Here is a 25,892-nt window from a genome sequence, read left to right as displayed (position 1 = left end):
CTGGCATATAAAAAACTCCTCTCGTAGGGTTAGTATTCCATACCATCTTTCAAAAGAAGTTAGTCATTTTCTTAAGTTGACATCTATGGGCTTGCGTCTCGTCCGAGGAAAGCAAGGGAAGAAAAAGGACGTTGCTTCCAATTAATTCGTCAGACTCCCGACTCCTACATGAATGTAGAGACTCTTCTCACCGACATTAAAAGACCGCTTCCCTCAATCAAACGGGAAACGGTCATCATTTCATACTAAAGTTCATTCAACAATCGGTTGGTCATCCGGATTGGCTAATTTCTTTTTGATACCGCTCATACCAAATTTCAAATTCATCCGGCGGAATCGGACGTGAATAATAGAATCCTTGACCATATTCACAGTCCAGTTTCCGTAAATTCTCCCCTTGTTCCGCTTGTTCGATTCCTTCAGCAACCACGTCATATTTTAACGTATGCGCCAAACGAATGATCGTTTCGATCAACGGTGCGTTCGAACACGCATCATCTCCACTGATAAAGGAACGGTCAATTTTCAAACGCTGAATCGGCAAACGGCTTAAATAGGATAACGAAGAATAACCGGTACCGAAGTCATCAATCGCCAACCGGTACCCGAGACGATGTAATGTCTGTAAGGCATCAAACACCCGTGTATCCGAGAAGACTCCAAAGGATTCTGTAATTTCAAGCTCCATCCGTTGTTCAATCCCTGGATACCGATCTCTGACGTCCGTCAGAAACTCGACGATCCGACCCGAGACGAGTTCTTTAACGGATAGGTTAGCGGAAACACGCATCGATTCAAGCGGCGTCCCTTCCCAGCGGCGAACTTGATTGACCGATTCCTGCACGACCCACATGCCAATCTCTTCAATGAGCATCGATCGTTCCGCAATCGGAATGAAGACAGCAGGACTGATCATTCCCCGCTCCGGGTGGAACCACCGTAACAATGCTTCACATCCATCAACTTCCTGCGTCTTCAGATTCACCTGCGGCTGATAAAACAGTTGAAGTTCGTTGCGCGCAATCGCTTCCCGCAACTCCGATTCGAGTACGGCCGATTCACGGTATTCCTCACTCATCCACGATTCAAACCAAATCGGTTCACCGGCTTGTTCTCGTTTTGCGTGTTGCATCGCAATATCGACGGATGACAACAATGAGGTCACTGCTACCGCGTCGTCTGGATATCGAACCATACTCATACTGATATTGACGTCAATCGTCTCCCCATCCACTTGATAGGGACGCTCAATGATGGTTTTAAGATCCCGGTAATCGACGATTTCTTGTTGGAAAATCAAGACGGCGAATTCGTCTCCACCAATTCGGGCGGCTGATCCCGTCCCGATGAAATGATGGCGCAACCGGTTCGAGACTTCTTTTAAAATCTGATCGCCGGCGCTGTGGCCGTAAATATCGTTGATGCGTCTGAACTGACGTACACCAATCGTGACGAGTTCCCCCGGCTGTGGTGCCGCCAGTGCTTCACTCATCTTTTGTTCAAAACCGTTTCGGTTCAGCAAGCCCGTCAAAACATCATACAGCGCAAGTTGCGTAATCCGTTCTTCTCGTTTGAATTGATCCGTCTCGTCGTGACACGTCAAGTAGAGAGCGGTTCCCCCGTCATTTTTCGACGGAACATGAATGATGTTGACGAACATATTCCGGATATCTTGCTTAAAAATCATTTGGCAACGAATCGTCTGGCTATATCCTTCGATCGCCCGATTCAATGCCCGCCGGACACGATTCAAGTCCGCCGGGTGAATCAGTTCCTCAATCGTCATTAAGCCGGACGATTGGGCCAATTGCTTAAACCGATCATTGCCGCTCAGCAACTGAAAATCTGATGATAACGCAACGATCGGGTTCGTATTTTGTGAAAACAGTGATTCGATTTCTGCTTTTTTCTGTTTGATTTCAATCGTTTTTTTATCATTGTAATCCAGTAAGCCGGAAATGATCGTCGTCATCGTCCGGAATGCCTCGACGACCGGGTGGAAGTCGTTTTGTTCCGGCACATGATGATGTGATTGACGAGGACCTTCCGCAAAGAAATTCGCTTCTTCCTGAAGGATATGTAAATCTTTTCGGAACGCCCGCAATAAGGAGAGCGTCAACCCAAGTAACGACAAGATGACGAGACACGTCACGATGAACATCAACCAGGCATTTCGAATGAGGGTGTTTCCTTTCTCCGTCAGTTCTGACTGTACCTTTCGAATTCCTTCATCGAACAAACGATACATACTCGTTTGATACCGTCCTGATACTTTATCGATCGTTCCGTATTGTGGATTGTTCGGTTGACTCAGCGTCGCGTCAATTATCCGTAAATACGCATACATCTGATTGCTCATCACTGAAATGTCTCGTCTGCGTTCTGTCTCTTCCGGTCGCATCGTCGCATACAGGGACTGAAGCAGCGTATCATTCCGTAAGTTGACATCCTGACGTATTTGTCGAATCCGTAAGAGCTCGATTGAATCCAACTGGTGATCTCGATTAGCGCTTAACAGAAACTGACCAGCACGTCCGAACTCTTCCTCCATCAAAAATAAATTCGAGAAAAGCGAATAATACGTCCCCTTCTCTCCGCTTAAGTACAGTTGATTGAACAAAATCTCACTTTTATACGAAGTGACAGCTCGAAAAAACTGATGGTCCGATGCATACCCGCCGGCTTGCAGTTGATTGATTTCGGACAAGAGCCCCTTTTTCGTCGGACCGTCTGTCTCTGTCTTCTCAATCTGTTGTTCGAGTGCCGTCAGTTCCGTCTTCGTTTGTTGCCACATGTCGCTACGTGGCGAAGTTGTTTTTTCCGTTTTTTCACTTAAGGTGAGATAGTATTCGTCCGTCAAATTCCGCTCGACTTGATTCAATCGATCAAAGATGTTCATCATCTCACTTGAACGCTTAAACTGATACCCATCTTCTAGATTTTTAAGTAGTTGTTGCGTCGCGATCAATAACGCTAATAAACCAATGATTAAAATCATCCGTGAGAACGTTTTATAGTAAGAGCGTTTTCGGAATGCTTCTACGATGGAGACTGGTGATAAACGTCGCAACACATCGTCCTCCTTAACTTGTCATTATGTTTCTATATCGTCCGAATCGGCAGATTCGTGAAGTGAAAATGGGTCAATGAAAAGCACTTATCCTCACTTTTCGTGAAAATAAGTGCTTTTAATACTAGATTTTAGTATTGAACGTTTTCCCGTGCGACTTTTTTAGCAAAATAATCAATGATATCACGCCGACGAATGATACCGATGAAGTGTTTTCCATCATCGATGACAGGCACGAAATTTTGATCGGTGATGACTTCGATCATCTCTTCCATCTGTGCGGTAATCGAAACCGGCTTATAGCGGACACGTTGTTTGATGTCCGTCAAACGCGTCTGCAAGACATGGTCATAGTCCGCATGTTCAAGATTTTTTTCCAGTGCCCACAAGACATCCCCTTCCGTCAGGGTTCCTGCATATTTTCCTTTATCATCAACGAGTGGGACCGATGTGAAACGATGATGTTTCATCTTTTCCAGTGCTTGTCTGACCGTTGACTCCGGATCTAAGTATTTGACTTCGTCTTTTGGTAATAAGAAAAACGCAATGTTCATTTCTTGTTCCTCCCTAGCCACTCTGTGAAACCTCTCCTATTTTATCATGAACTTACGTTGCATTCAGTTCCAAAATCATGAAAATCTCCCCACAATTCCTTCATATTTAGTACTACCCTTCCGATAATCAGAATAGACAGATTTTAAAGACTATTTCAAAAAGATAGGAGAATTACACATGCGTCTTCCGATCACACGTCGGCTTTTTATTGGACTTATTTTATTACCTGCCCTCACATTAGGCGTCTCGACCTGGTTTTCTTACGACCAGACGAGTCAGACGGTCGAACGTCTCGTCGACTCAACTTCTCAGACAGCCTTGAAACAACTCGAACAATCGTTTTCGCGCATCATCGACGACACAAAAAAAGATACGACCTTACTGGCCGGTCTGCCCTTCAATCGTGCGGATGGTCAACTACCGAATTACATAGACACCAATAAAACATCCACATCGACCGAACTACCTTCCCAAAAAGCAAAGGATATCTACAGTGTCCTTGAAAAGTACGGCTCTTCGAAAATCGAAAATTCATTCATTCAATATGCGGATGTAAAAGGTGGCTATTTGAATTGGCCGAAACAAGACGCGGCGGCAGGTTATGATCCCCGCAAAGAAATCTGGTACAAGCAAGCACTTGAAAATTCCAGTACCGTCGCGATGAGCGAACCGTATTATGATGAAGCAACCAAGTTATCCGTCATCGGCTTTTCAAAAGCGACGCTTGACGATCAGGCCAACATCAAAGGCGTTTTATCCGTCTATAAAAGTGTCGATCGACTGTCGGAAGACATGAAACGAATCGAGATCGGTCAAGACGGCTTCGTTTTCAGTTATACGAAAGATGGCAAAATCGTCACCCATCCGAATAAAAATCATTTCTTCAAAAAAGTCGATCAGCTGCGCGAAAACGGGAAGCCGTATTTTGCGGCTCCAACACAAATGATCAATCAAGAATCCGGTTCTGCCATCATGGATGTCGCCGGTAAAAAATCGGTCGTCATTTGGCAACTATCTTCCAAAACCGGTTTTAAACTAGCGGTCGTTCTCGACTACGCCTCGTTATATGCACCAAAAGACGCGATGCTCAAGCAGTCCTTGATCAACTTCGTCATTGCGATTGCGCTCGCGACGTTAATTGCTTGGCTGATCGGCCGGTCGATTAACCGTCCGTTGTCCGGTCTCCGCAATGAAGCGTTAGCCATCGCAAGCGGCGACTTACGAACGACGCATCGTGACAAACGATGGATCCGTGATGAGTTATCTGACCTTGGTGAAAATTTTGACGCAATGCGCCATAAACTCCGTCAAACGATTACGGCGATGACCTACTCTGCCGGAACCGTCCGTGATGCGTCACAAGACTTATCATCGAATGCAACACACGTTCAAAATGCCTCCGTCCAAATCGGACAGACGATGGAAGAAATCGCTGCTGCCGGCGAGACACAAACCAAACAGGCCGAACGGTCTTCCCACGCTGTCTATGGTGTGAAGGAACGCTCCGTCGCAATGCAAACGGCTGCGACACAAACCTTGACAGAAGTCGCTTCCGTCGCCGAAGCTGCAACACGGGGCAGTGCCCTAACCAAACAAACAATCACGGATTTATTACAACACTCCGATTCACTTGAACAGGAAATCCAGAACACCTCTGATTTTCTCGGAAAACGTTCGGATGAAATCGGGAAAATTCTTGGCACCTTACAGGCCATCTCGAGCCAGACGAACCTGCTCGCATTAAATGCAGCAATTGAAGCGGCCCGGGTCGGTGAACAAGGCCGCGGCTTCGCCGTCGTCGCCAGCGAAGTCCGGAAGCTCGCAGAAGAAAGTGATCAATCGGCAAAACAAATCAAGCAGTTACTGGGTAACATCCAGCACGAGACCCAAACGGCAATGGGTGCGATGAACGGTGTCATGGATGACTTAAAACAATCCCTTGAATCCGTCAAGACGACGGGCGTAGATTTTGAACAGATTGCCGGTTCCGTCCAACATGTCTCGAAACGGACGGAATCTTTGACGGGCGATATCGGTGCTTTGACGACAGCGACGGAAGACGTGTCGGACGCGATGGGAACAATCCTCGCCTTGGCGGAAGAAAATGCTGCCGGGATCGAAACGAGTGCTGCGAGCATTCAGGAAACGAATGCGACGATTGAAGCGGTCACGACGGCTGCCGTCCACCTGGCTCAAATCGCGACGGAACTCCATGCCTTGACGATCGATTTCCAAGTCGATGAGGAAACGACCGATAAAAAAGACACTCTTTTCGAGGAAACGAATGAGCCCTCTCCTCTTGCGCAACAGGAAATAGCCGCTTCTTCCCTCGATGAGGTCGAACTCATCGCTGAAACTGTTTCGGACGATTCCTCTGTTTTAGAAGATGACGTCTCGTTACAAGAAGAAGCGTCTCATCCTGATGGACCGTCTAAGCAGTAACCGACGAACAGGACACCCATTACCGATTTCCTTCGGTACCGGGTGTCCTGTTTTTCAATTGATTCTTGCTATACAATCGGTTAGACACGACGTAAACTGAAAACAACACGTTTATGGAAAGGAGAAATCGAAGATGTCCCTTAAAAAAGACGACTTAATCCAAACGGCAGAACACCTTTATGGAACGACAGGTTTTTTTGTCTCCTATCGATCTGCGACAGAAGAAGAATTGGACATCCAGCCCATTCCGCCCGTCCATCCGAGCCAATTGACCATCGAGCAGAATTGGCCGCCTCCGGAGATCACTCCACTGTTATACACCTTAAAGGACGGAACAGCTTATCTGTTCATCCCCGTCCTCGATCAAGGCCAATACCGGATTGGTCCGGTTTTGTTGCAGTCTGCCTTGTTCCGGGCACATATTCAAGATGAAACGTTTCATCAGTTTTACAAATCGTTGACGCGAACGACGGAAAATCGCCTGATTGATTGTGCACATCTCGTTTACCGGCTGTTAACCGGTCAACAGTTAGTTGCACGGGATATCCGGGTCGAATCGGAAGTCGCCGATCAAGAAATCCCACTCATTGCTGATGTTCCTTCGCATACCGCTTCGACCGCCTACATCAAGGCATGGGAACGGGAACAACAAATCATCGAATGGATTGCATCCGGACAAAGTGAACGACTTGCGACGACCTACTCCCTGCCCGCTTACGGAGAATTCGGCTCACTGGCACGTCATCAACCCTTACGTGCCGAAAAAAATCTTTTGCTCGGTACCGTTTTGTTAAGCGCCCGTGCTGCCATTACAGGCGGTCTTGAACCGGATGAAGCGTTTATGCTCAGTGACCGGATGATCGAATCAATCGAGGCGGCACAAAGTATTTCGGAGCTCCGGAACCGCCATGTCCGGATTACGGTCAGCTTTGCCGAAGCTGTCAAACAGATTCAGGAGTTACGGCATTCGCCGCATGTTCTGGCTGCCATCCGTTACATCCAGCAACATCTGTATGATCCGTTATCGGTGTCGTCCATCAGTCGAGAAATTCATGTCTCATCGAATTACTTATCTGTCCTCTTCAAAGAAGAGACCGGACTGCCACTCGCCCGTTACGTGATTCGAGAACGGATTCGGGAAGCGAAACGCTTGTTACGTTCGACGGATGATTCGTTATTAACGATTTCCAAAAAATTACACTTCTCGAGTCAAAGTCATTTTAGCCAAGCTTTTAAACAGACGACCGGTGAGACACCGACCCACTATAGACAACATCATTTTTAAATTTATTTTTTAGAAGGAGTATGACATGACACAGCTACTTACTAAGATTCGTCGAAAGAAAATTCATAAAGGATTGCTTTTATACCGCCTTTTCCAGAAGCTTCCGATCAAAAAAAATCTTGTTGTATTCGAAAGTTTTTTAGGACGTGGTTATTCTGACAATCCGAAAGCACTTTATCTAAAGCTCCGCGAACAACATCCGGAGCTGAAGCTCATCTGGATTTTTGCGAAGGAACCAAACGCTGATGTCAAAGCCGCCTGTCCGGACTGGGTCTTACGGAACAGTCCGAAGTATTATTACTGCATGGCACGCGCACGGTACTGGATCTTCAACACCCGTCAACCGCTCAGCTTAAAGAAACGGCGCACAACGACTTATGTACAGACGTGGCACGGAACACCTTTGAAGCGGTTAGGTCTTGATATGGAAGAAGTCCATATGGCAGGGACGACGACAGAACAATACAAAAAGAATTTTTATCAACAAGCACAGGAGTGGGACTATCTGCTCTCACCGAATACCTACTCGAGCGATATCTTCAAGCGTGCTTTTGGTTTCAGCGGCACGCTGTTGGAAAATGGGTATCCGCGAAATGATCTCTTATATGCTCCTGATCGGGATCAACAGGGAGAGACGATCAAACGGAAATTGGACGTGCCGGCGAACAAAAAAGTCATTTTATATGCACCGACCTGGCGCGACGACGAGTTCATGACGAAAGGCCAATACCGGTTTAACCTTCAACTTGATTTACAACAGATGCAGAAACGTCTCGGTCAGGACTATATCGTCTTGCTCCGGATGCATTATCTGATTGCTGAACATCTGGATCTCGATGCGTATGCCGGTTTTGCGTATGACGTCTCGTCATACGGCGACATTGCCGAACTTTATCTGATCAGCGATCTTCTGATCACAGATTACTCCTCCGTGTTCTTTGATTTTGCGCATTTGAATCGACCAATGCTGTTCTTTACATATGATTTGGAGAAGTACGCGTCCGTCTTACGTGGATTCTACTTTGATTTTGAAGCAGTCGTTCCCGGACCCTTGTTAAAAGAAAGTAATCAGGTCATCGACTATATCGAAGACATCACGGCAAACTCCAAACAATATGCGGATAAATACACGGCGTTCCAGGAACGCTTTTGCAGCTTGGATGACGGGAAAGCCAGTCAACGTGTTGTTGATGCGCTTTTTGATTCTAATTACGCATAAAAAAACGAGAGTCACTCTACCGTTCTTCCGGTAAGTGATTCTCGTTTTTTGTTAGTTTAAAGTGGCTTAGTTTTCTTCACGAACGAACAACGCAACACTCTCGACATGCGTCGTGTGCGGGAACATATCAACTGGTGTGACTTCCATCAACTTGTAACCAAGCTCAGCAAGCAACTTCGCGTCACGTGCTTGCGTCGACGCATTACATGACACGTAGACGATACGTTTTGGTGCGACTTCAGCAGCAGCACGCAAGAATTCTTCGTCACAGCCTTTACGTGGTGGGTCGACGACGATGACGTCCGGTTTGATACCGTTTTTGACGAGCGCCGGCATGACCGTTTCCGCCGTGCCATATTCAAACGAAACGTTATTGATTCCGTTGGCTTTTGCGTTCCGACGCGCGTCATCGATCGCTTGCGGGACCATTTCGATGCCGTAGACGTGTTTTGCTTGTTGCGCCAGGGATAACGAAATCGAACCGATGCCGCAGTATGCATCGACGACGATTTCATCGCCAGTTAACTGAGCGTATTCAAGCGCTTTTCCGTATAATTTTTCCGTTTGTAACGGATTGACCTGGAAGAAGGAATGCGGTGAGATTTCGTATGTCAATCCAGCGATTTGGTCACGGATAACAGACGGTCCATGAAGGACGATATTACGTTTTCCTAAGATGACGTTCGTCTCATCCGGATTGATGTTGTGCTGGATCGATGTGACATTCGGGACGGCTTTTAAGATACCTTCGACGATTTTATCGACACCACGCAACTGTTTGACTTTCGTCACGAGGACGATCATCAATTCGTTTGTATGGTAGCCGTGACGTGCCATGATATGACGGATGACACCACTGTTTTTCTTTTCGTCGTAAGCAGGTACTTTAAGATCTGCCAAGACTTTGCGAACAGCTTGGATCGCTTCGTCGTTTTCTTTGTTTTGGATCAAACAATAATCCATATCGATGATGCGGTGACTCCGTTTTTGATAGAAACCAGCCATCAACTTGTTTGATTGGAAAGCGACAGGTACCTGTGCTTTATTGCGGTATCCCCATGGATCTTCCATCCCGATTGTTTCGTGAACCGGAATCTCAAGACCCGCAAGACGAGCAAATGCGTCACGGACACGATTGTGTTTGAACTGGAGTTCCGCCTCGTATGAAAGGTGTTGCAGTTGGCAGCCGCCGCACTGGTTATAGACCGGGCATGGTGGCTCAACACGATCGACACTCTTTGTCTTTTGACGGATGATCCGGCCGAAACCATAGGATTTCGTCGTTTTCGTGATTTTGACTTTTACTTGTTCCGTTGGTAATGCCCCTGGAATAAAGACCGTATAGCCGTCAATCCGCGCGACACCTGAACCGTCGTGCGTCAAATCGACGATCTCGACGACGTGCTCATCGTTTTTTTGTACTGGAATCATATTGTTTTCCTCCTAGAAAATCCCGCGCTTTACGCGAGATTCGTTTCCTGTTCTTGTGCCTGTAGCTGTAAATTGATCGTTTCCATCTCGTCGATCCGGAACTTCGGCGTCATCACTTCAAAATGCGACCGAAGATTCGTCATCTCACCTTCACAGATTCCGCCGAACTCACCATCGATGTTCAAGCTCATCTCGGATGTATTTCGCATCCGGACAAACGACGTCGTCACATGTTCAATACATGGATCAGAGAAATGATCTCCCTTTAACGCCAACCGCATCACGCGGATTAACTCGACGAGATTACATTTTTTCAAAATGAATAAATCAAAACGTCCATCATTGAGAGAAGCATTCGGTGAAAGTTTCTCGAACCCACCTACGGAATTGGTATTTGATGTCAAAAAGAGCATGACTTCGCCTTTAAAGATGCCACGTTCATGTTCCAGCTCGACATACGTCGGACGGATTTGCGGGAGCTTCTCCATCCCTTTGACGTAATACGCCAACTGTCCGAGCGCCGTCTTGAGTTTTGACGGAACTTCGTACGATAGTTCGGTCATGATGCCACCACCTGCGATGTTGATGAAGTAATGCGTTCCTGTCGTCCCTTCGATTTTGCCGATGTCAACCGGCATCGTGTAACCCGTACAGATGACGTCCATCGCGCCTTCAATCGTCAGCGGAATTCGCATCGCCCGCCCAAAATCATTTGTTGTTCCGACTGGCAAGACACCTAACTTCGGACGAACCGGATACGATGCCATCCCGCTGATCACTTCGTTTAACGTACCGTCTCCACCTGCAGCAACGACAAGGTCAAATTCAGCTTCACAGGCCCGTGCTGCTTCATACGTCGCGTCACCGACCGCTTTCGTCGAATAGACGGAAGTCTCATAACCCGCTGCTTCCAGCCGGTCTAAGATATACGGCAGATTACGCTTTACCATCTCTTTCCCGGAAGTCGGGTTATAAATCACTCGCGCTCTAGGTCTCATAAGATTTTCTCCTTTTTTACTCAACCGATCCATTTGATACATAACTGTTTTATTTTACATGAAGTACCGGCACATTACAAAGGCAAAAAAAAGAAGCACCGCTTCCTTCTCTTGGTTTAAGAGAGGAGAGCAGTGCTTCAGCAGGACTTATTTTAATTTTTCGAGTTCTTCGTAGAACAGCTGATCGAGCAGTGCCGGATTCGCCATTCCTTTTGTCTTTTTCATGATTTGACCGATGACGAAACCTTTTTTCCGGTCACGGCCGTTGACGAGTTCTTCGACAACCGCCGGATTTGCTTCAAACATCTCGACGACCAGTCCGCGAAGGAGTCCTTCGTCCGAGATTTGTGCGAGTCCTTGTTCTTCGACGTAAGCACGCGGTTCGACACCTTGTTCGATGACGGCCGTGAAAACTTGTTTCGCGATTTTCGAGGAAATCGTGCCGCCGGCGATCAATTCGATCATTTCCGCGAGACGGGCCGGTGTCAGCTTGATCGTGTCGAACGTTTCCGTCGATTTGTTCAAGTGACCTTGGACTTCCCCGACCGTCCAGTTGGCAGCGGCTTTCGGTTCAGCACCGGCTGCGATCGTCGCTTCGAAGTACTCGGCCATCTCACGTGTGACCGTCAATTGTTTCGCATCATACGCCGACAGACCTAGCGCTTCCTGGTAACGGACACGACGGGCATCCGGTAATTCCGGAATACCGGCGCGGATCGCTTCTTTCCAGTCGTGATCGAGGACCAGCTTAACGAGATCCGGTTCCGGGAAGTAACGGTAATCGGATGCGCCTTCTTTCACCCGCATCAAGACCGTTTGTTTTTTCGTTTCATCAAAACGGAGTGTTTCCTGACGCATGACGCCGCCGGATAACAACAATTTACGGTGACGGTCTTCTTCAAACTCAAGACCTTTTAAGACGTTTCCGAACGAGTTCAAGTTCTTCAGCTCGGTTTTTGTTCCGAACTTCTCTTGACCGTATGGACGGACGGAGATGTTACAGTCGCAGCGTAACGAACCTTCTTCCATCTTGACGTCCGAGACACCGGCGTATTGCAGGACTTCCTTAAGACGTTCGAGGTAAGCGACCGCTTCTTTTGGTGAGCGCATGTCCGCTTCACTGACGATCTCAATCAACGGGGCACCTGTCCGGTTGAAGTCGACGACCGAATGGTTGGCACCGGTATGGTTCATCTTCCCGGCATCTTCTTCGAGGTGGACACGTTCGATCCGGAAACGTTTTGTTTCGCCGTCGACCTCAGCATCGATGTAGCCGTCAAAACCGATCGGCTGATCAAACTGCGAAATTTGATAAGCTTTCGGTGTATCCGGATAAAAATAGTTTTTCCGGTCGAATTTCGTTTGATCGGCGACATAACAGTTTAACGCCATGGCAGCACGAACCGCGAGTTCAACCGCTTTTTCGTTAATTTTCGGCAGGACGCCGGGATGTCCGAGACAGATCGGGCATGTTTTTGTATTTGTTTCTGCCCCGTATTCCCGGGCACAGCCGCAAAACATCTTTGTATTTGTATTTAATTCGGCATGGACCTCAATACCGATGACCGTTTCAAAGTTCATAAGGCATTCTCCTTTATAACTTCGGAAGCGCGAATCCGCCGGTCGCAAGCTCAAATGCATGCGCAGCACGATAAATCGTCGCCTCGTCAAAGTGTTTTCCGATGATTTGCAGACCGACCGGTAATCCGTCAACAAAACCGGCTGGGACCGAAATCGCCGGCACACCTGCCAAGTTGATTGGAATCGTCAAGATATCATTGGCATACATCGTGACCGGATCATCGTTTTGTGCACCAAGTTCAAAGGCTGGCGTCGGTGCTGTTGGTCCGATGATGACATCGTAGTTGGCAAGGACCTGGTCAAAGTCTTGTTTGATCAACGTCCGTGCTTGTTGTGCTTTTTTATAGTAGGCATCGTAATAGCCTGAGCTCAGGGCATACGTGCCAAGCATGATCCGGCGTTTGACTTCGTCACCGAAACCTTGAGCGCGCGAATACTTGAAGACATCTTCGAGTGCATCCGCTTCAGCGCGGACACCGTATCGGATTCCGTCGAAACGTGCCAAGTTAGATGAAGCTTCTGAAGAAGCGAGCAGGTAATACGTTGCAAGTGCATATTTCGAGTTCGGAAGCGAGACTTCGTCGACTGTCGCGCCAAGCGATTCAAGTTTCTTGATTGCGGCACGGATATTTTCTTTAACGCCTTCACTGATTCCTTCGCCGAAGTACTCTTTCGGGACGGCAATCTTGAGTCCTTTAATATCACCTGTCAATGCTTGCGTGTAATCGGTCGGGTTGACATTCGCTGACGTCGAATCCATCTCACAATGACCGGCGATCGCGCTGAGCAAGTACGCATTGTCTTCGACCGTCCGTGTCAATGGACCGATTTGGTCAAGTGACGATGCAAAGGCGACGAGACCGTAACGCGAAACGAGACCGTAAGTCGGTTTCAATCCGACGACACCACAGTAAGCGGCCGGTTGACGAATTGAACCACCCGTATCCGAACCAAGGCTGAACAAGACTTCTCCAGCCGCGACAGCAGCTGCTGAGCCGCCTGATGAGCCACCAGGGACGTGTTTCGTATTCCAAGGGTTACGGACCGGCTTGTAAGCCGAGTTTTCATTTGACGATCCCATTGCGAACTCGTCCATGTTGAGTTTCCCGATTGTGACGGCTCCTGCTTCATGCAGCCATTCGACGACTGTCGCATCGTGTGCCGGAACGAAGTTTTCGAGGAACTTCGAACCGCATGTCGTCGTCATCCCTTTCGTGACGATGTTATCTTTAACACCAATCGGCAAACCGAATAATGGGTTTGCTTCGTGTTTCGCAATCTCGTCCATCCGTTTTGCCTGTTCGAAAGCATCTTCGTTTAATGATAAAAATGCGCCGATATTTCCGTCGACGCGGTCAATCCGGTCAAAGGATTCCTGGACAAGTTCGGATACTTTGACTTCTCCGTCTTTGACGAGTGTGTGTAAGTTCTTTACACCATGTTCAAAAAGTGACATATCGGTGGTCTCCTCCTTATTCGAATACTGCCGGGACACGGACTTGTCCGTCTTCCCAATCAGGTGAGAGTCGTTCTACTTCCGTACGCGGGAGCGACGGGCGTACTTCGTCTTTACGCAAGACGTTTTTGAGATCGAGGACGTGTGTCGTCGGTTCGACACCAGTCGTATCGAGCTCATTTAATTGTTCAGCAAACCCGAGAATCTTCTCAAGTTGAACGGTAAATTGTTGAACCTCTTCATCTGTTACGGCGAGACGTGCTAAATGCGCCACATGGCGGACTTGTTCTTCATTAATCTTTGCCATCTGATTCCACCTCCGGAACTTTTTCAATATATTTTACACTATTTCTAATCATAGCACTTTTTGTCCAGACAAAAAAGACGATGGTGCATCGGGGGGAGGTCCGCACCATCGTCCTTATAGGGGTAGCAAAGCTTCCGGGCAGAAAGCTTCTAGTTATGAATTACCCAAGCTGCCGGTAAGCAAAACAAGAAATCTGATTATTCAAAATAAAAGGTCACCCAGCAGATAGACATTGAAGACGATGACGATACTGACGATCGTCCAGGCAATCCCTTTCGTTAACCGCTGATTTTTATATTTGCCCATGATGCGTTCACTTGATGTCGCACGAATTAACGGGATTAAAGCAAACGGAATTCCGAACGATAATGCGACCTGGCTCCAAATCAACGCACGGGTCGGGTCAAAACCGGATAACAATAAGATGATGGCCGGTAACATCGTGATACTGCGTCTGAGGAAGATCGGAATCTCCATCTTCAGGAATCCCCGCATGATGGCATCCCCGGACATCGTTCCGACACTCGACGAGGCGAGTCCGGAAATCAACAGCGCTCCGCCAAACAGATAAGGTGCCGTGCCCCCGAGCGACGTCCCGAGTCCGTGAAAAATACTTTCCAGTGTCTCGGCCTGTTGGCTCGTCCCGAAGAAAACCGTCGCGGCAATGATAAGCATCGCGCCGTTGACAGCCCCCGCAATCAACATCGCCGCCCAAATATCCATCTTCTGAATCCGTAACAAACCTTTTTTATCAGCAATGTTTCCCATCCGGCGTTTCGTTAAATCGGAATGGAGGTAAATCGCATGCGGCATGACCGTTGCCCCGAGCATCCCTGCTGCGAGCACAATGCTCGACGTTCCGGAAAATCCGGGAATCAATCCCCCGGCGACATCGCGCAGGACCGGTTTAACTTCGATGACCTGAATTGCAAATGCCAGAGCGATGACCAGGACCAATGCTCCGATGACAGCTTCAAAATGCCGTAACCCTTTCCGTTCAAATCCAAGAATGATGAACGAAGCAACCGCCGTCAGCAAGGCAGCGATTTTCAAATCGATGCCGAACAGCAGGTTAAAACCGAGTGCCGCTCCGACGAACTCCGCTAAATCCGTTGCCATCGCGACGAGTTCAGCCTGCGCCCAATAAATGATTCGCATGACCGGCGACAGTTCATCCCGGATGACTTCCGCAAGGCTCGTATTGCTGACCAGCCCCAGTTTCGCCGACAGCGTCTGAATCATCACGGCCATCAGGTTCGCGGCGACAATTACCCATAGCAGTAAAAATCCGTACTGGGCTCCTGCCGTCATGTTCGTCGCAAAATTCCCCGGATCGAGGTAAGCGACGGCAGCGACGAAAGCCGGTCCGATATAGTGTCTTTTTTTCAAACGCTCCACTGGAACGATGGGTTGACTCGCCATTTGCCTCACCTCTCTTTAGTTGTTAGTATACGCTTTTTTTGCGTATAGGCAACATATATGTTTTATGTAAAGATATGTTCACTAAGTTAGTTTCTTTTATAGAAAAAGAATTCCCGGCGCACGAGGCACCAGACATTCTTTTCGTAATCATTACACGACTTTACGTTGTTGTTCCGCTCCTTTGAGTTGTGCCTGCACTTCATCGAATTCATCATAGATCGCTTGACTTGGTGCTTTCGTCAAGAGACTGCCGACAACGAGTGCAACCGTCGAAGCGAGGAAAGCTGGAATCATCTCATACATCTCCGAGATATAAAACGGTAAATCTTTGACATACAGTTTGACTAAAATCCAGGCAATGACGACGACAGATCCTGTCACCATCGAAGCAAGTGCTCCTGTTTTATTCATCCGGCGCCATAATAAACTGAACAAGACGACCGGTCCAAACGCAGCACCGAATCCAGCCCAGGCATAACCCACGAGTGTCAGAATCGATTTCTGAGCACCAAACGATAAAGCAATCGCAAGGAGTGCGACGACAAGAACCATGACGCGTCCCATGACCATCAACTCTTTATCCGATGCATTTCGTTTCAGGAAACGTTGATAGAAATCGTTTGTTGCGGCACTCGACGAGACGAGCAATTGCGTCGAGATCGTCGACATGATTGCAGCAAGTAACGCTGCAAGCAACAAGCCCGTTACGAACCCTGGGAAAAGATCACGCGACAATTGAATGAAGACGTTCTCCGGATTGTTGAGCGTGCCACCTTGTTGTGTAAAGTAAGCGTATCCGAACAAGCCCGTCACCATCGCTCCGACGATTGAAAACGTCATCCAAATCATTCCGACCCGACGAGCTGTTTTCATCTCGTGAAGGTTACGAATCGCCATAAAACGGACGATGATGTGCGGCTGACCAAAATAACCGAGTCCCCAGGCCAGCAAGGAGACGATCCCGATGACTGTCGTTCCTTTGAACAACTCGAGTTTTGAACCATCCGTCGAGCGAATCGTCTCGAGTGTCTCATTGATCCCACCACTGAGTGTCAACGTGACCGCTGGGACGATCAACAAGGCGATGACCATGATCATTCCTTGGACGACGTCCGTCCAACTGACAGCGAGGAATCCGCCGAGGAAGACATAGGCGATGACGACACCTGCCAAAATCCATAAGCCGGTTGTATATTCGAGCCCGAAGACCGATTCAAACAAACGACCGCCGGCGACAAAACCGCTTGATGCGTACATTATAAAGAATATTAAGATAACTCCAGCTGAAACTGTACGCAGGACACCACTTTTATCGTGGAATCGTTTTTCAAAGTAGTCGGGAATCGTTATGGCGTCCCCGGCATATGCCGTATAAGCACGCAGACGTGGTGCAACGAGTAACCAGTTGGCATAAGCCCCTAGTAATAATCCGATGACGATCCAACCACTGGACAGACCAGTTGCAAACATCGCGCCGGGTAATCCCATCAACAACCACCCACTCATGTCACTTGCCCCTGCTGAGAGCGCTGTGACGACAGGTCCAATCGTCCGTCCTCCAAGCATATAATCATTCATGTTTTTTGTTCGATAATACGCGACGACGCCTAGCGTGACCATCAAACCCAGATACAACAAAATCGCGAACCACATTCCGATCATCTCGTGCTCCCCCTTTTCTAAAGAAAAACGGATATGCAGGTCGCATACCCGTTTCATCTATTAAACATCATTTTAGAACATTTCAGAAGTAGTTTTTGCTTGAAGATGTAAAGTCAAGTAATCCGGTCCGCCTGCTTTGGAATCCGTTCCTGACATGTTGAATCCGCCAAACGGTTGGTACCCAACGATTGCGCCCGTACAGCTACGATTGAAGTAGAGGTTACCGACATGGAAGTTCGCACGCGCGTATTCCTGATTCGTACGGTCTTGAGTGATGACGGCACCCGTCAAACCATACTCTGTGTTGTTCGCGATGTCGATCGCTTCTTTGAAGTCTTTTGCTTTCGTGAAGGCAACGACTGGTCCAAAGATTTCTTCTTGCATCAGACGATCGGTCGGTTGCACGTCAGCGACGATTGTCGGAGAAACGAAGTATCCTGTAGAATCATCCGCCGTACCACCTGCTGCAATCCGTCCTTCTTGTTTTGCGACATCGAAGTACGATGTGATTTTCTTGAAAGCTGCTGCATCAATGACAGGTCCAACGTTGTTCGTCACGTCAACCGGGTTACCGATACTGAGTTTGTTTGTGTTTTCGACGACTTTTGCGAGCAACTCGTCGTAAACAGAATCGAGTGCGACGACACGTGAACACGCTGAACATTTTTGTCCTGAGAAACCAAATGCCGCTTTTGTGATCATGTCTGCCGCGTAGTCGAGATCAGCCGACTCATCGATGACCATCGTGTCTTTTCCACCCATTTCCGCGATAACGCGTTTGAGCCAGATTTGACCATCGTTCAATTTTGAAGCACGTTCGTTGATGCGGAGTCCGACATCACGTGAACCCGTGAAGCTGATGAAACGTGTTTTCGGGTGATCGACGAGGTAATCTCCGACTTCCGCGCCTGGTCCTGGAATGAAGTTCAAGACGCCAGCCGGAAGGCCCGCCTGTTCCATGACTTCAACGAATTTTGCAGCGACGACCGGTGTCGTCGATGCCGGTTTCAAGAGAATCGGGTTACCTGCCACGATCGCAGCAACCGCTGTTCCTGCCATGATCGCGAGTGGGAAGTTCCATGGTGAGATGATGACGCCGACGCCAAGTGGAATGTAGTCGTACCGGTTGTATTCGCCCGGACGGCTTTCAACTTTTTTACCTTCTTTTAAGATAAGCATCTGACGTGCATAATACTCAAGGAAGTCGATCGCTTCTGCTGTATCCGCATCCGCTTCGTTCCATGGTTTACCTGCTTCTTTGACGAGATAGGCTGAGAATTCATGTTTTCGTTTACGGATGATGTTCGCCGCTTTGAATAAGACGTCCGCACGAACACTCGGATTAACGAATTTCCACGTCTCAAATGCTTTGACTGCCGCCTGCATCGCATCTTCAGCGTGTGCCTGTGTTGCTTTTGAGACGCGTCCGACGATTTCTTCTTTGTTTGCCGGATTGACAGAAACGATTTTGTCCTCTGTCGTCACACGTTCTCCCCCGATGACGAGTGGATAATCCTTGCCAAGCTCTTTTGATACAAGTTCAAGCGCCTCTTCGAACGCTTTCTTGTTTGCTTCTTGTGAGAAGTCCGTGAATGGTTCGTGTTTGTACGGAATCATCTCTATTCCCCCTTTATACTTGCTTTTAATCGCTTACATTCTCCATTGTACAGAAGCATGTCGTCGCTTACAATTATTCTAGACAAAAAAAATGAAGCAGACCGATTTGGTCCCCTTCATTCTCCACTTATTGTTTCGCTTGGGAAAAGACGATCTCTTCGTTTTGAACGGATACTTGGACATCTTGTCCTTGGAAGAGCCAGTCATCTTGATCCGATACGACGAAATGAATCCCGTCGACGACTTCTTCGACCGCCGCCCGGTCCACCGCTTCCATGTGGACACCAACTGAGAATCCTTGCGTTAAATCCGTTGAACCGCCGTATTTCGCGAAGAAACGGATCGTATCGCCTTCTTTTGCTTCCATCTCTTCTTTAAAATACTGTAATGCCTCATCTGTTACGTGAATTTTCATCTTGAACCCACTCTCCTTTATGTTAGTGTACCTATTCCCTACTCAAAAAAGCGAATTTCCTGTATGGTGAAGACACAGAGTATTGATGTTTTTCATTAGGAGGAACCAGAAATGAAACGATTGCTGACGATACTGGCATCAACGAGTCTCATCCTCGTCGGATGCGGAAACAATTCTGCCCCGTCTACTGATACTGAATCCCCGAAGTCCACGGAAACGAAACAAACCAAACAGGCAAGTCAAGACGTCCTCGACGTCTACAAGACGTACCAACAAACCGTCGGACAGTCCGGTACGGCTGACGCCAAGGCCCTTGCCCGGGTTGAATATACAGGAGATGAAAAATTACTCCGCCCTGCCATGCTTGGTGCTAAAAACTTAAAAATCAAACCGGGTAAGGTCGTCAAAGGTTTTCAGAAAGGGGACGTGGCGTACATCATTCACGAGTTTAATGATGAAGACGGCTCCCCGCTGCCAAACCGAGCATCAAAGCTGTTCCTGAAGCAAGATGATGCATGGAAAGTCGTCATCGTACCGACGACGTTTGAGCCTGCCGTCTTTACGACGCTCGCCTCGATGTTCGATTCCTTTAATGCCGATGAATATGGTGTCAACGCGAAAGCAGCGGAAGCAGTCGGTAATACGAAGGAAGATCAACAGGATGAAGTCTTCACACGCGTCAATGCCCAGACGGATTATATGGCGCTTGAGATGAACAGTAATATCCTGATGATTTACGGTCAAGCGCTTGGCAATGAAGGGAATCCAGAGACGCTGGTCGACTATTATGAAGATTACGCCGACTGGTACCGTGATGAACAAGCCTTGTTGCTGAAGACGGCAAAAGCCGGAACAGACTTCGAAAAATATTTGATCGCCCTTGATCCCTTAAAGGAAAGCTTGCAAAAGAAACTTGAAAAATACGCCGACCAATTAAACATGGAACTTGGTTAAGGAGGAACTACTATGAGCACACTTGATTTTACCCTTCCGAATGCACAAGGAGAACTGATTTCGTTGAGCGATTATCGCGGAAAAAAAGTCGTTCTCTACTTTTATCCAAAAGATTCTACACCGGGCTGTACGACCGAAGCCTGTGATTTCCGTGATGCAACGGAAGCCTTTTCTGCTAAAAATACGGTCATTCTCGGTGTCTCGGCCGACAGCCAGAAACGGCACCAGAACTTTATCTCAAAATACGAACTTCCTTTTGAACTTTTATCGGATGTCGACCACAGCGTCTGTGAACAATATGGTGTCTGGCAGCTCAAGAAAAACTACGGTAAGGAATATTATGGAATCAATCGTTCCACATTTTTAATCAATGAAGCCGGTGAATTGATTCAGGAATGGCGGTCCGTCAAAGTCAAAGATCATGTCACAGAAGCACTTTCCTTCCTCGATCAACTCAACTGACCCACCTCAAACACGCTATTGCTGATAGCGTGTTTTAATTTTCATAATCATCTTCACCTCCCAATATTATCCTTGAAAAAAAATTTATTTTTACAAAAAAAACGTTGATAACACACGAAATTTTAATAATTTTGAAATAATCTGAAAATAAGATATTGATTTTTCTGAATATTGTATTTATTATTGGTAACAAGTTGATCCGGTGCTTTCCTTCAACAAAATAAAAGGCGATGACCCCTCTTATTTTTTTATAGGACACCGGATCGCTATTCTAATCGGTACTCATTTTTCAATCATATATATTCATTCTTGGGAGGGAACTTATCATTATGAAGAAGAAAAAAACACTTGCACTCGTTGGTGCTCTAACAATCGCTGGATCAAGCCTCGCTGCTTGTACCTCTACAGATGATTCAAAAGACACGTCTGGTTCGACCGACACGAAAAAGGCATCAGACAAACAGGTCCTTAACCTGACAAGCGGTTCAGACATCCCGGCACTCAGCCCGACGGTGGCAACGGACTCCGTTTCATTCACAGTCCTCAATAACGTCCAAGAAGGTCTGTTCCGTCTTGACGAGAAACAAGAAGCAACACCTGGTGTCGCTGAAAGTGTAGACGTCTCTGAAGATGGTCTTACATACACATTCAAATTACGTGATTCTAAATGGTCGGACGGCAGTGACGTCACGGCAAAAGACTTCGAATATGCGTGGAAACGTGTCCTTGATCCAAAAAGCGGATCACAATATGCGTACATCATGTATGTCATCGACGGCGCGGAAGCTTACAACACAGGTAAAGGAAAACCAGCTGACGTCGGTGTCAAGGCTGTTGACGACAAGACACTGGAAGTTAAATTGACACAACCTGCTGAATATTTCAAAGCGTTGACGGGCTTCGGTTCATTCATGCCGCTTAAACAAGAATTCGTCGAAGAAAAAGGAAAAGATTTCGCAACGAATCCGGAAAATTTCCTTTACAACGGACCATTCCAATTGACGGACTGGAAAACAGAAGTCGGCTGGAGCTACAAGAAAAACGATCAATACTGGGATGCAGATGCTGTCAAACTCGAAGAAGTCAACTACAAGGTTGTTAAAGAAACTTCGACTGCCGTCAACCTCTATGAAAAAGGCGACATCGATACGGTCGGTCTGACAAGTGAGTTCGTCGATCAGTACAAAGACAGCGAAGAGTTCGATACACGACTTGACGCATCGATGTACTACATCCAAATGAACTTCAAAAACGAACTGCTTAAAAACAAAGACATCCGAAAAGCAATCGATTCGGGTTACGACAAAGAGCAGATGGCAAAAGTCCTCCTGAACAACGGATCGATTCCTGCTTACTACTATGTGCCAAAAGAATTTGCTAAAGGTCCGGACGGAAAAGACTTCCGTGACGGTAACGAAGGCTTTGGTTCATTCGACGCATCATCGGCAAAAGCATCATTCGAAAAAGGCCTGAAAGATGTCGGTAAGAAAACGGTCAAGCTTGAGCTTCTTTCATACGATGATGACAACTCGAAAAAAATCTCTGAGTATCTCAAAGGCGAGTGGGAGAAAAACCTGCCAGGTCTTGAAGTCACAATCAAACAACAACCGTTCAAGAACAAGCTGGAGCTTGAATCAAAAGGTGAATTCGAACTTTCATTCGCTGGTTGGGGACCTGACTATCAGGATCCAATGACATTCCTCGATATGTGGATGACAGATGGACCGTATAACCGTGGTAAGTATTCGAGCGATCAGTACGATTCACTCATCAAATCAGCGATGAAGGAAACGGATGCTGAGAAACGCTGGCAGTCACTCAAAGACGCTGAGAAAGTCTTGCTTGAAGACGACCAAGCCATCTCCGTCATGTACCAACGTGGTGCTTCTCTCTTACGTAAACCTTACGTCAAAGGAATCGTTAATCACAAAGTCGGTGCGGATACTTCGTTCAAATGGACGTACATCGAAGGGAAATAAGTACCACTTCAGACCAGTCTCGCCCCATGCGAGTCTGGTCTTTTTTTCCATATGAGACAAATGTACTGTTTTCAGAATTAACATTAAAAATTGTCAACATTCTGTTTTCATTTGAATTACTTCCATTTATACTTAGCTGAAGAATGATTTTCACTTTATTTACAGTATTTCACGGTAATTATTCATAATTAATGGAAATGTGCCGATATATTCTATACAGAGGACTTTTGCCTCAACTATTACGATCGACTAGGAAGGAGGACTCACCCTTGAAACAACGTGTACTTACGAGTCAACAAACATGGACGGAAGAACAACTGGAAATGATTCAAGCGATCCAGGCCTTAGGTGAGCTGATTCAGGACCGTCCCCGTCGGACGATTTATCGTCGCTATGCCATCGAACATGGATGGCCTCAACCAGAGACCATCATTCGCCAGTTTGGTTCCTGGCCGGAAGCATTATCTGCAGCTGGGTACGAATGGCACATCGACCAGCAACCGGAAGAACTCGAACGCGCTCCGAAATATACAAAAGATGAAATCTTAAAGTCATTCCACCGTTATGCCCAAGACGTCGGATCAACGATTACATTAAAGAAATACCAGATGTGGCGAAAATCCGTTCATCATGCACCGAGTCATTATCATATCGTGAAAATGTTCGGATCGTGGCATGACGCCTGTACGGCTGCCGGCTTAGAAGCCAGTGTCACCTATTCGAAAGCCGAACTCGCGGCTTCGCTCCGACAAGCGATTGAAGAAGTTGGTTTCTCGCTCTCTTTCGAAGCGTACCGTGAATGGGCAAAACGTAATAATAAGCCTTCTACGAAAGCCTTACTTCACCGTTACGGTTCATGGTCAGCTGCGATTCATGCCATTGAAAGTGAAATTCGGATCAGTAAACAACACGCCCAATAATCTTGCCTTTATTTTTCATTTTAAAAACCACTAGATCATTAGATACAAAAAAAGACCGGCTCACACGCTGCTCTTCCTATACAACAGGGGACGGATTTGAAATCTGTCCCCTGTTCTCGTCTGAGGAACAGATGTGAACGGAACGATACCTTATTTCAAACCACTCCCTGAACGCGCTCACAGTCTTCTATAATCTCAATCGACTCCTACGGACGTTAACCTGACCGAAGTCGTCAGCGACCGCTTAAACCCTTCAATATGAAAAGAACCGTCGACGATGTCGACGGTTCTTTTCATATTACACGTTCTTTCCATTCTTGATACGATGCGACACGGTCCCGCCCTTGGAACTTCGCTCCGATATACATCGCTCGGTCTGCGTTCCGGATCAGGCTCGCTAGATCACCTAACTCGTTTAATGTATCAATGCCGATACTTGCCGTAATCTTTAATTGATTGTCTTCAATCCGAACCGGGTTGGCATGTAACGTCTCGCGAATCCGTTCCGCCACGATTTGCGCGGATTCAAGATCCGTATTTGGTAACAAGACGACAAATTCTTCCCCTCCGTAACGTGCCACAAGATCCGTGATACGCGTCGCCTGCATCAACAGCTTGGCGACTTCAAACAAGACGACATCACCGACTTCGTGTCCATACGTATCATTAATTTGTTTAAAGTGGTCTAAATCGATCATTAAAGCCGAGAACGGATATAAGTCCCGTTGACGGATCCGCCGATCGCCCCATTCTTGTAAGGCGCGGTAGTTCGGTAATTTCGTCATCGCATCGGTCCGGCTGTCCGTCAAGAGCCGCTCACGTTCCTGTGCCCGTTCGACGGCCCAGGACAAGACACGAAGAGCCCGATAAAGCTCATAACCAAAATCTTTTGTGAATTCACCACTCGCTTCGGATGCTAGAAATAACGAACAGTTGATTTTTTCCGTCGCTTCCGGCTGAATGAATAAAATTGATTGGGTTTCTTCCGGGATACAATCGTATAATCGAATGTCCCATTCCTGTTGCATCCCGTATAACAAGACTTCGTCTTTTTCTTCAATGATCTCTTCGATGATGATACCCCGAACGTGATCGGCCTTTAATTTCCGTCCGTCCTTTAACGAATAATAAATCGGATTTCCTTCACTAAAATCAAACTTGATCCACGCAATGTCTGGACGGACAAAATGATTTAACTGCCGTAAGTAACGCTCGATGATGAACTGGGCGTCCCCGTCCTTCCAGGCGGCTTCTTTTAAGCGTTCGATTTGTTCCCAGTGCTCGATCCGGTCGCTCGCATGGACGGAACTTCCAAGTGACCGCTTGATGATGAACAACGCAAACGCCGTCATGACAAGTCCACTGTTCCCATTGTTCTGGACCATCAATGTACTGAAGATACCAAACAATAATTCAGCCGCGATGACGACTGCTTCAAATCGGAGTAACGGCAACATGACATTGCTCGGAATATTTTCACCCAGTAAAAAGTGAGACAATCTATATTGGAACAATAAGACCAACCATAAAATCAAGACCATGACGAGCAAGGGTCCAATGTTGCCGATCAATGCAAAATCTTTTCCATGGGTTCCGCCTAACGCATTGTAGGCAAGTCCCGCTGGTAGGATCAGCAATAGTTCAAGCGTGACATTAAACGGGTAGTTATGTAGCATCCGTCGGCGTCCGATGGCCGTATGGACCGTTCGCAACTGATAGATCAACATCGTCAATTGTCCGACACAGATGGCCGAGAGTAATCCGTATGTCAAGAACGTAAACAGGACGAACCCAAAATGGAATGTAAAACTCATATGTCTTCGGCGGACGGGATCGATGACAAAAATAGTAGAGAGTGCAACGACAAGCGTAAATGTAAAAAAATCGATGCTGGGATTGTAATCCCTTGATTTCGCCAATAAATCTATTCCAATGACGACAAGGAAAAATACAATCCAGCTTCGAAGGAGATATTGTTGAAAACGACGCACGTTGACTTCCCCTTCCTCACACACTTTTGTATATATATGGCTCATCACCATAAGGTGTGGTTGACACATAAAATCCATCGGATTTTAAATCGAACATAGAAAAAAAGCGAAAACCCCGGTATCGTA

General features: G+C 47.1%; 19 protein-coding genes. 7 read left to right on the top strand and 12 right to left on the bottom strand.

Features of this window, described 5'->3' with window-relative positions:
• Nucleotides 1-271: 271 nt before the first annotated feature.
• Together KNQ13_RS12425 and KNQ13_RS12420 are read right to left on the bottom strand one after the other, a co-directional pair.
• Nucleotides 272-3,073: a putative bifunctional diguanylate cyclase/phosphodiesterase gene (locus KNQ13_RS12425; RefSeq protein WP_209548424.1), complete on the bottom strand. Its 2,802-nt coding sequence runs from the start codon at nucleotides 3,071-3,073 to the stop codon at nucleotides 272-274.
• Nucleotides 3,074-3,201: 128 nt separating this feature from the next.
• Nucleotides 3,202-3,624 carry a CBS domain-containing protein gene (locus KNQ13_RS12420; protein WP_012371366.1) on the bottom strand — a complete coding sequence of 141 codons (423 nt, stop codon included), beginning with the start codon at nucleotides 3,622-3,624 and terminating at the stop codon, nucleotides 3,202-3,204.
• 178 nt (nucleotides 3,625-3,802) lie between these two features.
• On the opposite strand from KNQ13_RS12420, the gene KNQ13_RS12415 reads away from it, so the two are divergent.
• The 3 genes from KNQ13_RS12415 to KNQ13_RS12405 all read left to right on the top strand — a co-directional run bounded on the left by KNQ13_RS12415 (nucleotide 3,803) and on the right by KNQ13_RS12405 (nucleotide 8,571).
• A complete protein-coding gene (locus KNQ13_RS12415; RefSeq protein ID WP_209548423.1) occupies nucleotides 3,803-6,067 on the top strand; it encodes a methyl-accepting chemotaxis protein in 2,265 nt (754 codons plus the stop codon).
• A gap of 133 nt (nucleotides 6,068-6,200) precedes the next feature.
• The gene (locus KNQ13_RS12410) at nucleotides 6,201-7,352 is read left to right on the top strand and encodes a helix-turn-helix domain-containing protein (RefSeq protein WP_209548422.1); all 1,152 of its coding nucleotides are present in this window, start codon (nucleotides 6,201-6,203) and stop codon (nucleotides 7,350-7,352) included.
• A 25-nt stretch (nucleotides 7,353-7,377) separates the two neighbouring features.
• Nucleotides 7,378-8,571 carry a CDP-glycerol glycerophosphotransferase family protein gene (locus KNQ13_RS12405; protein ID WP_209548421.1) on the top strand — a complete coding sequence of 398 codons (1,194 nt, stop codon included), beginning with the start codon at nucleotides 7,378-7,380 and terminating at the stop codon, nucleotides 8,569-8,571.
• Between the two features lie 66 nt (nucleotides 8,572-8,637).
• Here KNQ13_RS12405 and rlmD read toward each other — a convergent pair whose 3' ends face one another.
• From rlmD to KNQ13_RS12360, 9 genes are all read right to left on the bottom strand, one after another.
• Entirely contained in the window at nucleotides 8,638-10,002 is a 1,365-nt protein-coding gene (rlmD, locus tag KNQ13_RS12400) for a 23S rRNA (uracil(1939)-C(5))-methyltransferase RlmD (protein WP_209548420.1), read from the bottom strand.
• A 29-nt stretch (nucleotides 10,003-10,031) separates the two neighbouring features.
• Entirely contained in the window at nucleotides 10,032-11,000 is a 969-nt protein-coding gene (locus KNQ13_RS12395; RefSeq protein ID WP_209548419.1) for a diacylglycerol kinase, read from the bottom strand.
• A 147-nt stretch (nucleotides 11,001-11,147) separates the two neighbouring features.
• Nucleotides 11,148-12,581, bottom strand: coding sequence for an Asp-tRNA(Asn)/Glu-tRNA(Gln) amidotransferase subunit GatB (gene gatB, locus KNQ13_RS12390; RefSeq protein ID WP_209548418.1), 1,434 nt, complete (start codon nucleotides 12,579-12,581; stop codon nucleotides 11,148-11,150).
• Between the two features lie 13 nt (nucleotides 12,582-12,594).
• The gene (gene gatA / locus KNQ13_RS12385) at nucleotides 12,595-14,037 is read right to left on the bottom strand and encodes an Asp-tRNA(Asn)/Glu-tRNA(Gln) amidotransferase subunit GatA (protein WP_209548417.1); all 1,443 of its coding nucleotides are present in this window, start codon (nucleotides 14,035-14,037) and stop codon (nucleotides 12,595-12,597) included.
• 16 nt (nucleotides 14,038-14,053) lie between these two features.
• The gene (gatC, locus tag KNQ13_RS12380) at nucleotides 14,054-14,344 is read right to left on the bottom strand and encodes an Asp-tRNA(Asn)/Glu-tRNA(Gln) amidotransferase subunit GatC (RefSeq protein WP_026827487.1); all 291 of its coding nucleotides are present in this window, start codon (nucleotides 14,342-14,344) and stop codon (nucleotides 14,054-14,056) included.
• A 201-nt stretch (nucleotides 14,345-14,545) separates the two neighbouring features.
• Nucleotides 14,546-15,766: an Nramp family divalent metal transporter gene (locus KNQ13_RS12375; RefSeq protein WP_209548416.1), complete on the bottom strand. Its 1,221-nt coding sequence runs from the start codon at nucleotides 15,764-15,766 to the stop codon at nucleotides 14,546-14,548.
• Nucleotides 15,767-15,916: 150 nt separating this feature from the next.
• Entirely contained in the window at nucleotides 15,917-17,428 is a 1,512-nt protein-coding gene (gene putP / locus KNQ13_RS12370) for a sodium/proline symporter PutP (protein WP_285801356.1), read from the bottom strand.
• A 72-nt stretch (nucleotides 17,429-17,500) separates the two neighbouring features.
• The gene (gene pruA / locus KNQ13_RS12365) at nucleotides 17,501-19,045 is read right to left on the bottom strand and encodes an L-glutamate gamma-semialdehyde dehydrogenase (RefSeq protein WP_071500776.1); all 1,545 of its coding nucleotides are present in this window, start codon (nucleotides 19,043-19,045) and stop codon (nucleotides 17,501-17,503) included.
• Between the two features lie 127 nt (nucleotides 19,046-19,172).
• Entirely contained in the window at nucleotides 19,173-19,460 is a 288-nt protein-coding gene (locus KNQ13_RS12360; protein ID WP_014971276.1) for a HesB/YadR/YfhF family protein, read from the bottom strand.
• 111 nt (nucleotides 19,461-19,571) lie between these two features.
• Here KNQ13_RS12360 and KNQ13_RS12355 point away from each other — a divergent pair, with 111 nt between their 5' ends.
• The 4 genes from KNQ13_RS12355 to KNQ13_RS12340 all read left to right on the top strand — a co-directional run bounded on the left by KNQ13_RS12355 (nucleotide 19,572) and on the right by KNQ13_RS12340 (nucleotide 23,775).
• Nucleotides 19,572-20,414, top strand: a complete 843-nt coding sequence (locus KNQ13_RS12355) for a hypothetical protein (protein ID WP_209548415.1) — start codon at nucleotides 19,572-19,574, stop codon at nucleotides 20,412-20,414.
• 12 nt (nucleotides 20,415-20,426) lie between these two features.
• A complete protein-coding gene (gene bcp, locus KNQ13_RS12350; protein ID WP_209548414.1) occupies nucleotides 20,427-20,876 on the top strand; it encodes a thioredoxin-dependent thiol peroxidase in 450 nt (149 codons plus the stop codon).
• A 329-nt stretch (nucleotides 20,877-21,205) separates the two neighbouring features.
• Nucleotides 21,206-22,855: a peptide ABC transporter substrate-binding protein gene (locus tag KNQ13_RS12345; RefSeq protein WP_209548413.1), complete on the top strand. Its 1,650-nt coding sequence runs from the start codon at nucleotides 21,206-21,208 to the stop codon at nucleotides 22,853-22,855.
• Between the two features lie 269 nt (nucleotides 22,856-23,124).
• Nucleotides 23,125-23,775 (top strand): homing endonuclease associated repeat-containing protein, encoded by a 651-nt coding sequence (locus tag KNQ13_RS12340; RefSeq protein ID WP_071500772.1) that lies wholly within the window; start codon nucleotides 23,125-23,127, stop codon nucleotides 23,773-23,775.
• A 293-nt stretch (nucleotides 23,776-24,068) separates the two neighbouring features.
• Here KNQ13_RS12340 and KNQ13_RS12335 read toward each other — a convergent pair whose 3' ends face one another.
• Nucleotides 24,069-25,766 (bottom strand): GGDEF domain-containing protein, encoded by a 1,698-nt coding sequence (locus KNQ13_RS12335; protein WP_209548412.1) that lies wholly within the window; start codon nucleotides 25,764-25,766, stop codon nucleotides 24,069-24,071.
• Nucleotides 25,767-25,892 lie beyond the last annotated feature (126 nt).

Source organism: Exiguobacterium sp. s128 (assembly GCF_018618815.1).
Lineage (GTDB): Bacteria > Bacillota > Bacilli > Exiguobacteriales > Exiguobacteriaceae > Exiguobacterium_A > Exiguobacterium_A antarcticum.
Note: the sequence above shows the minus strand (reverse complement) of the source record. Positions and strands in the feature narration are given on the sequence as shown.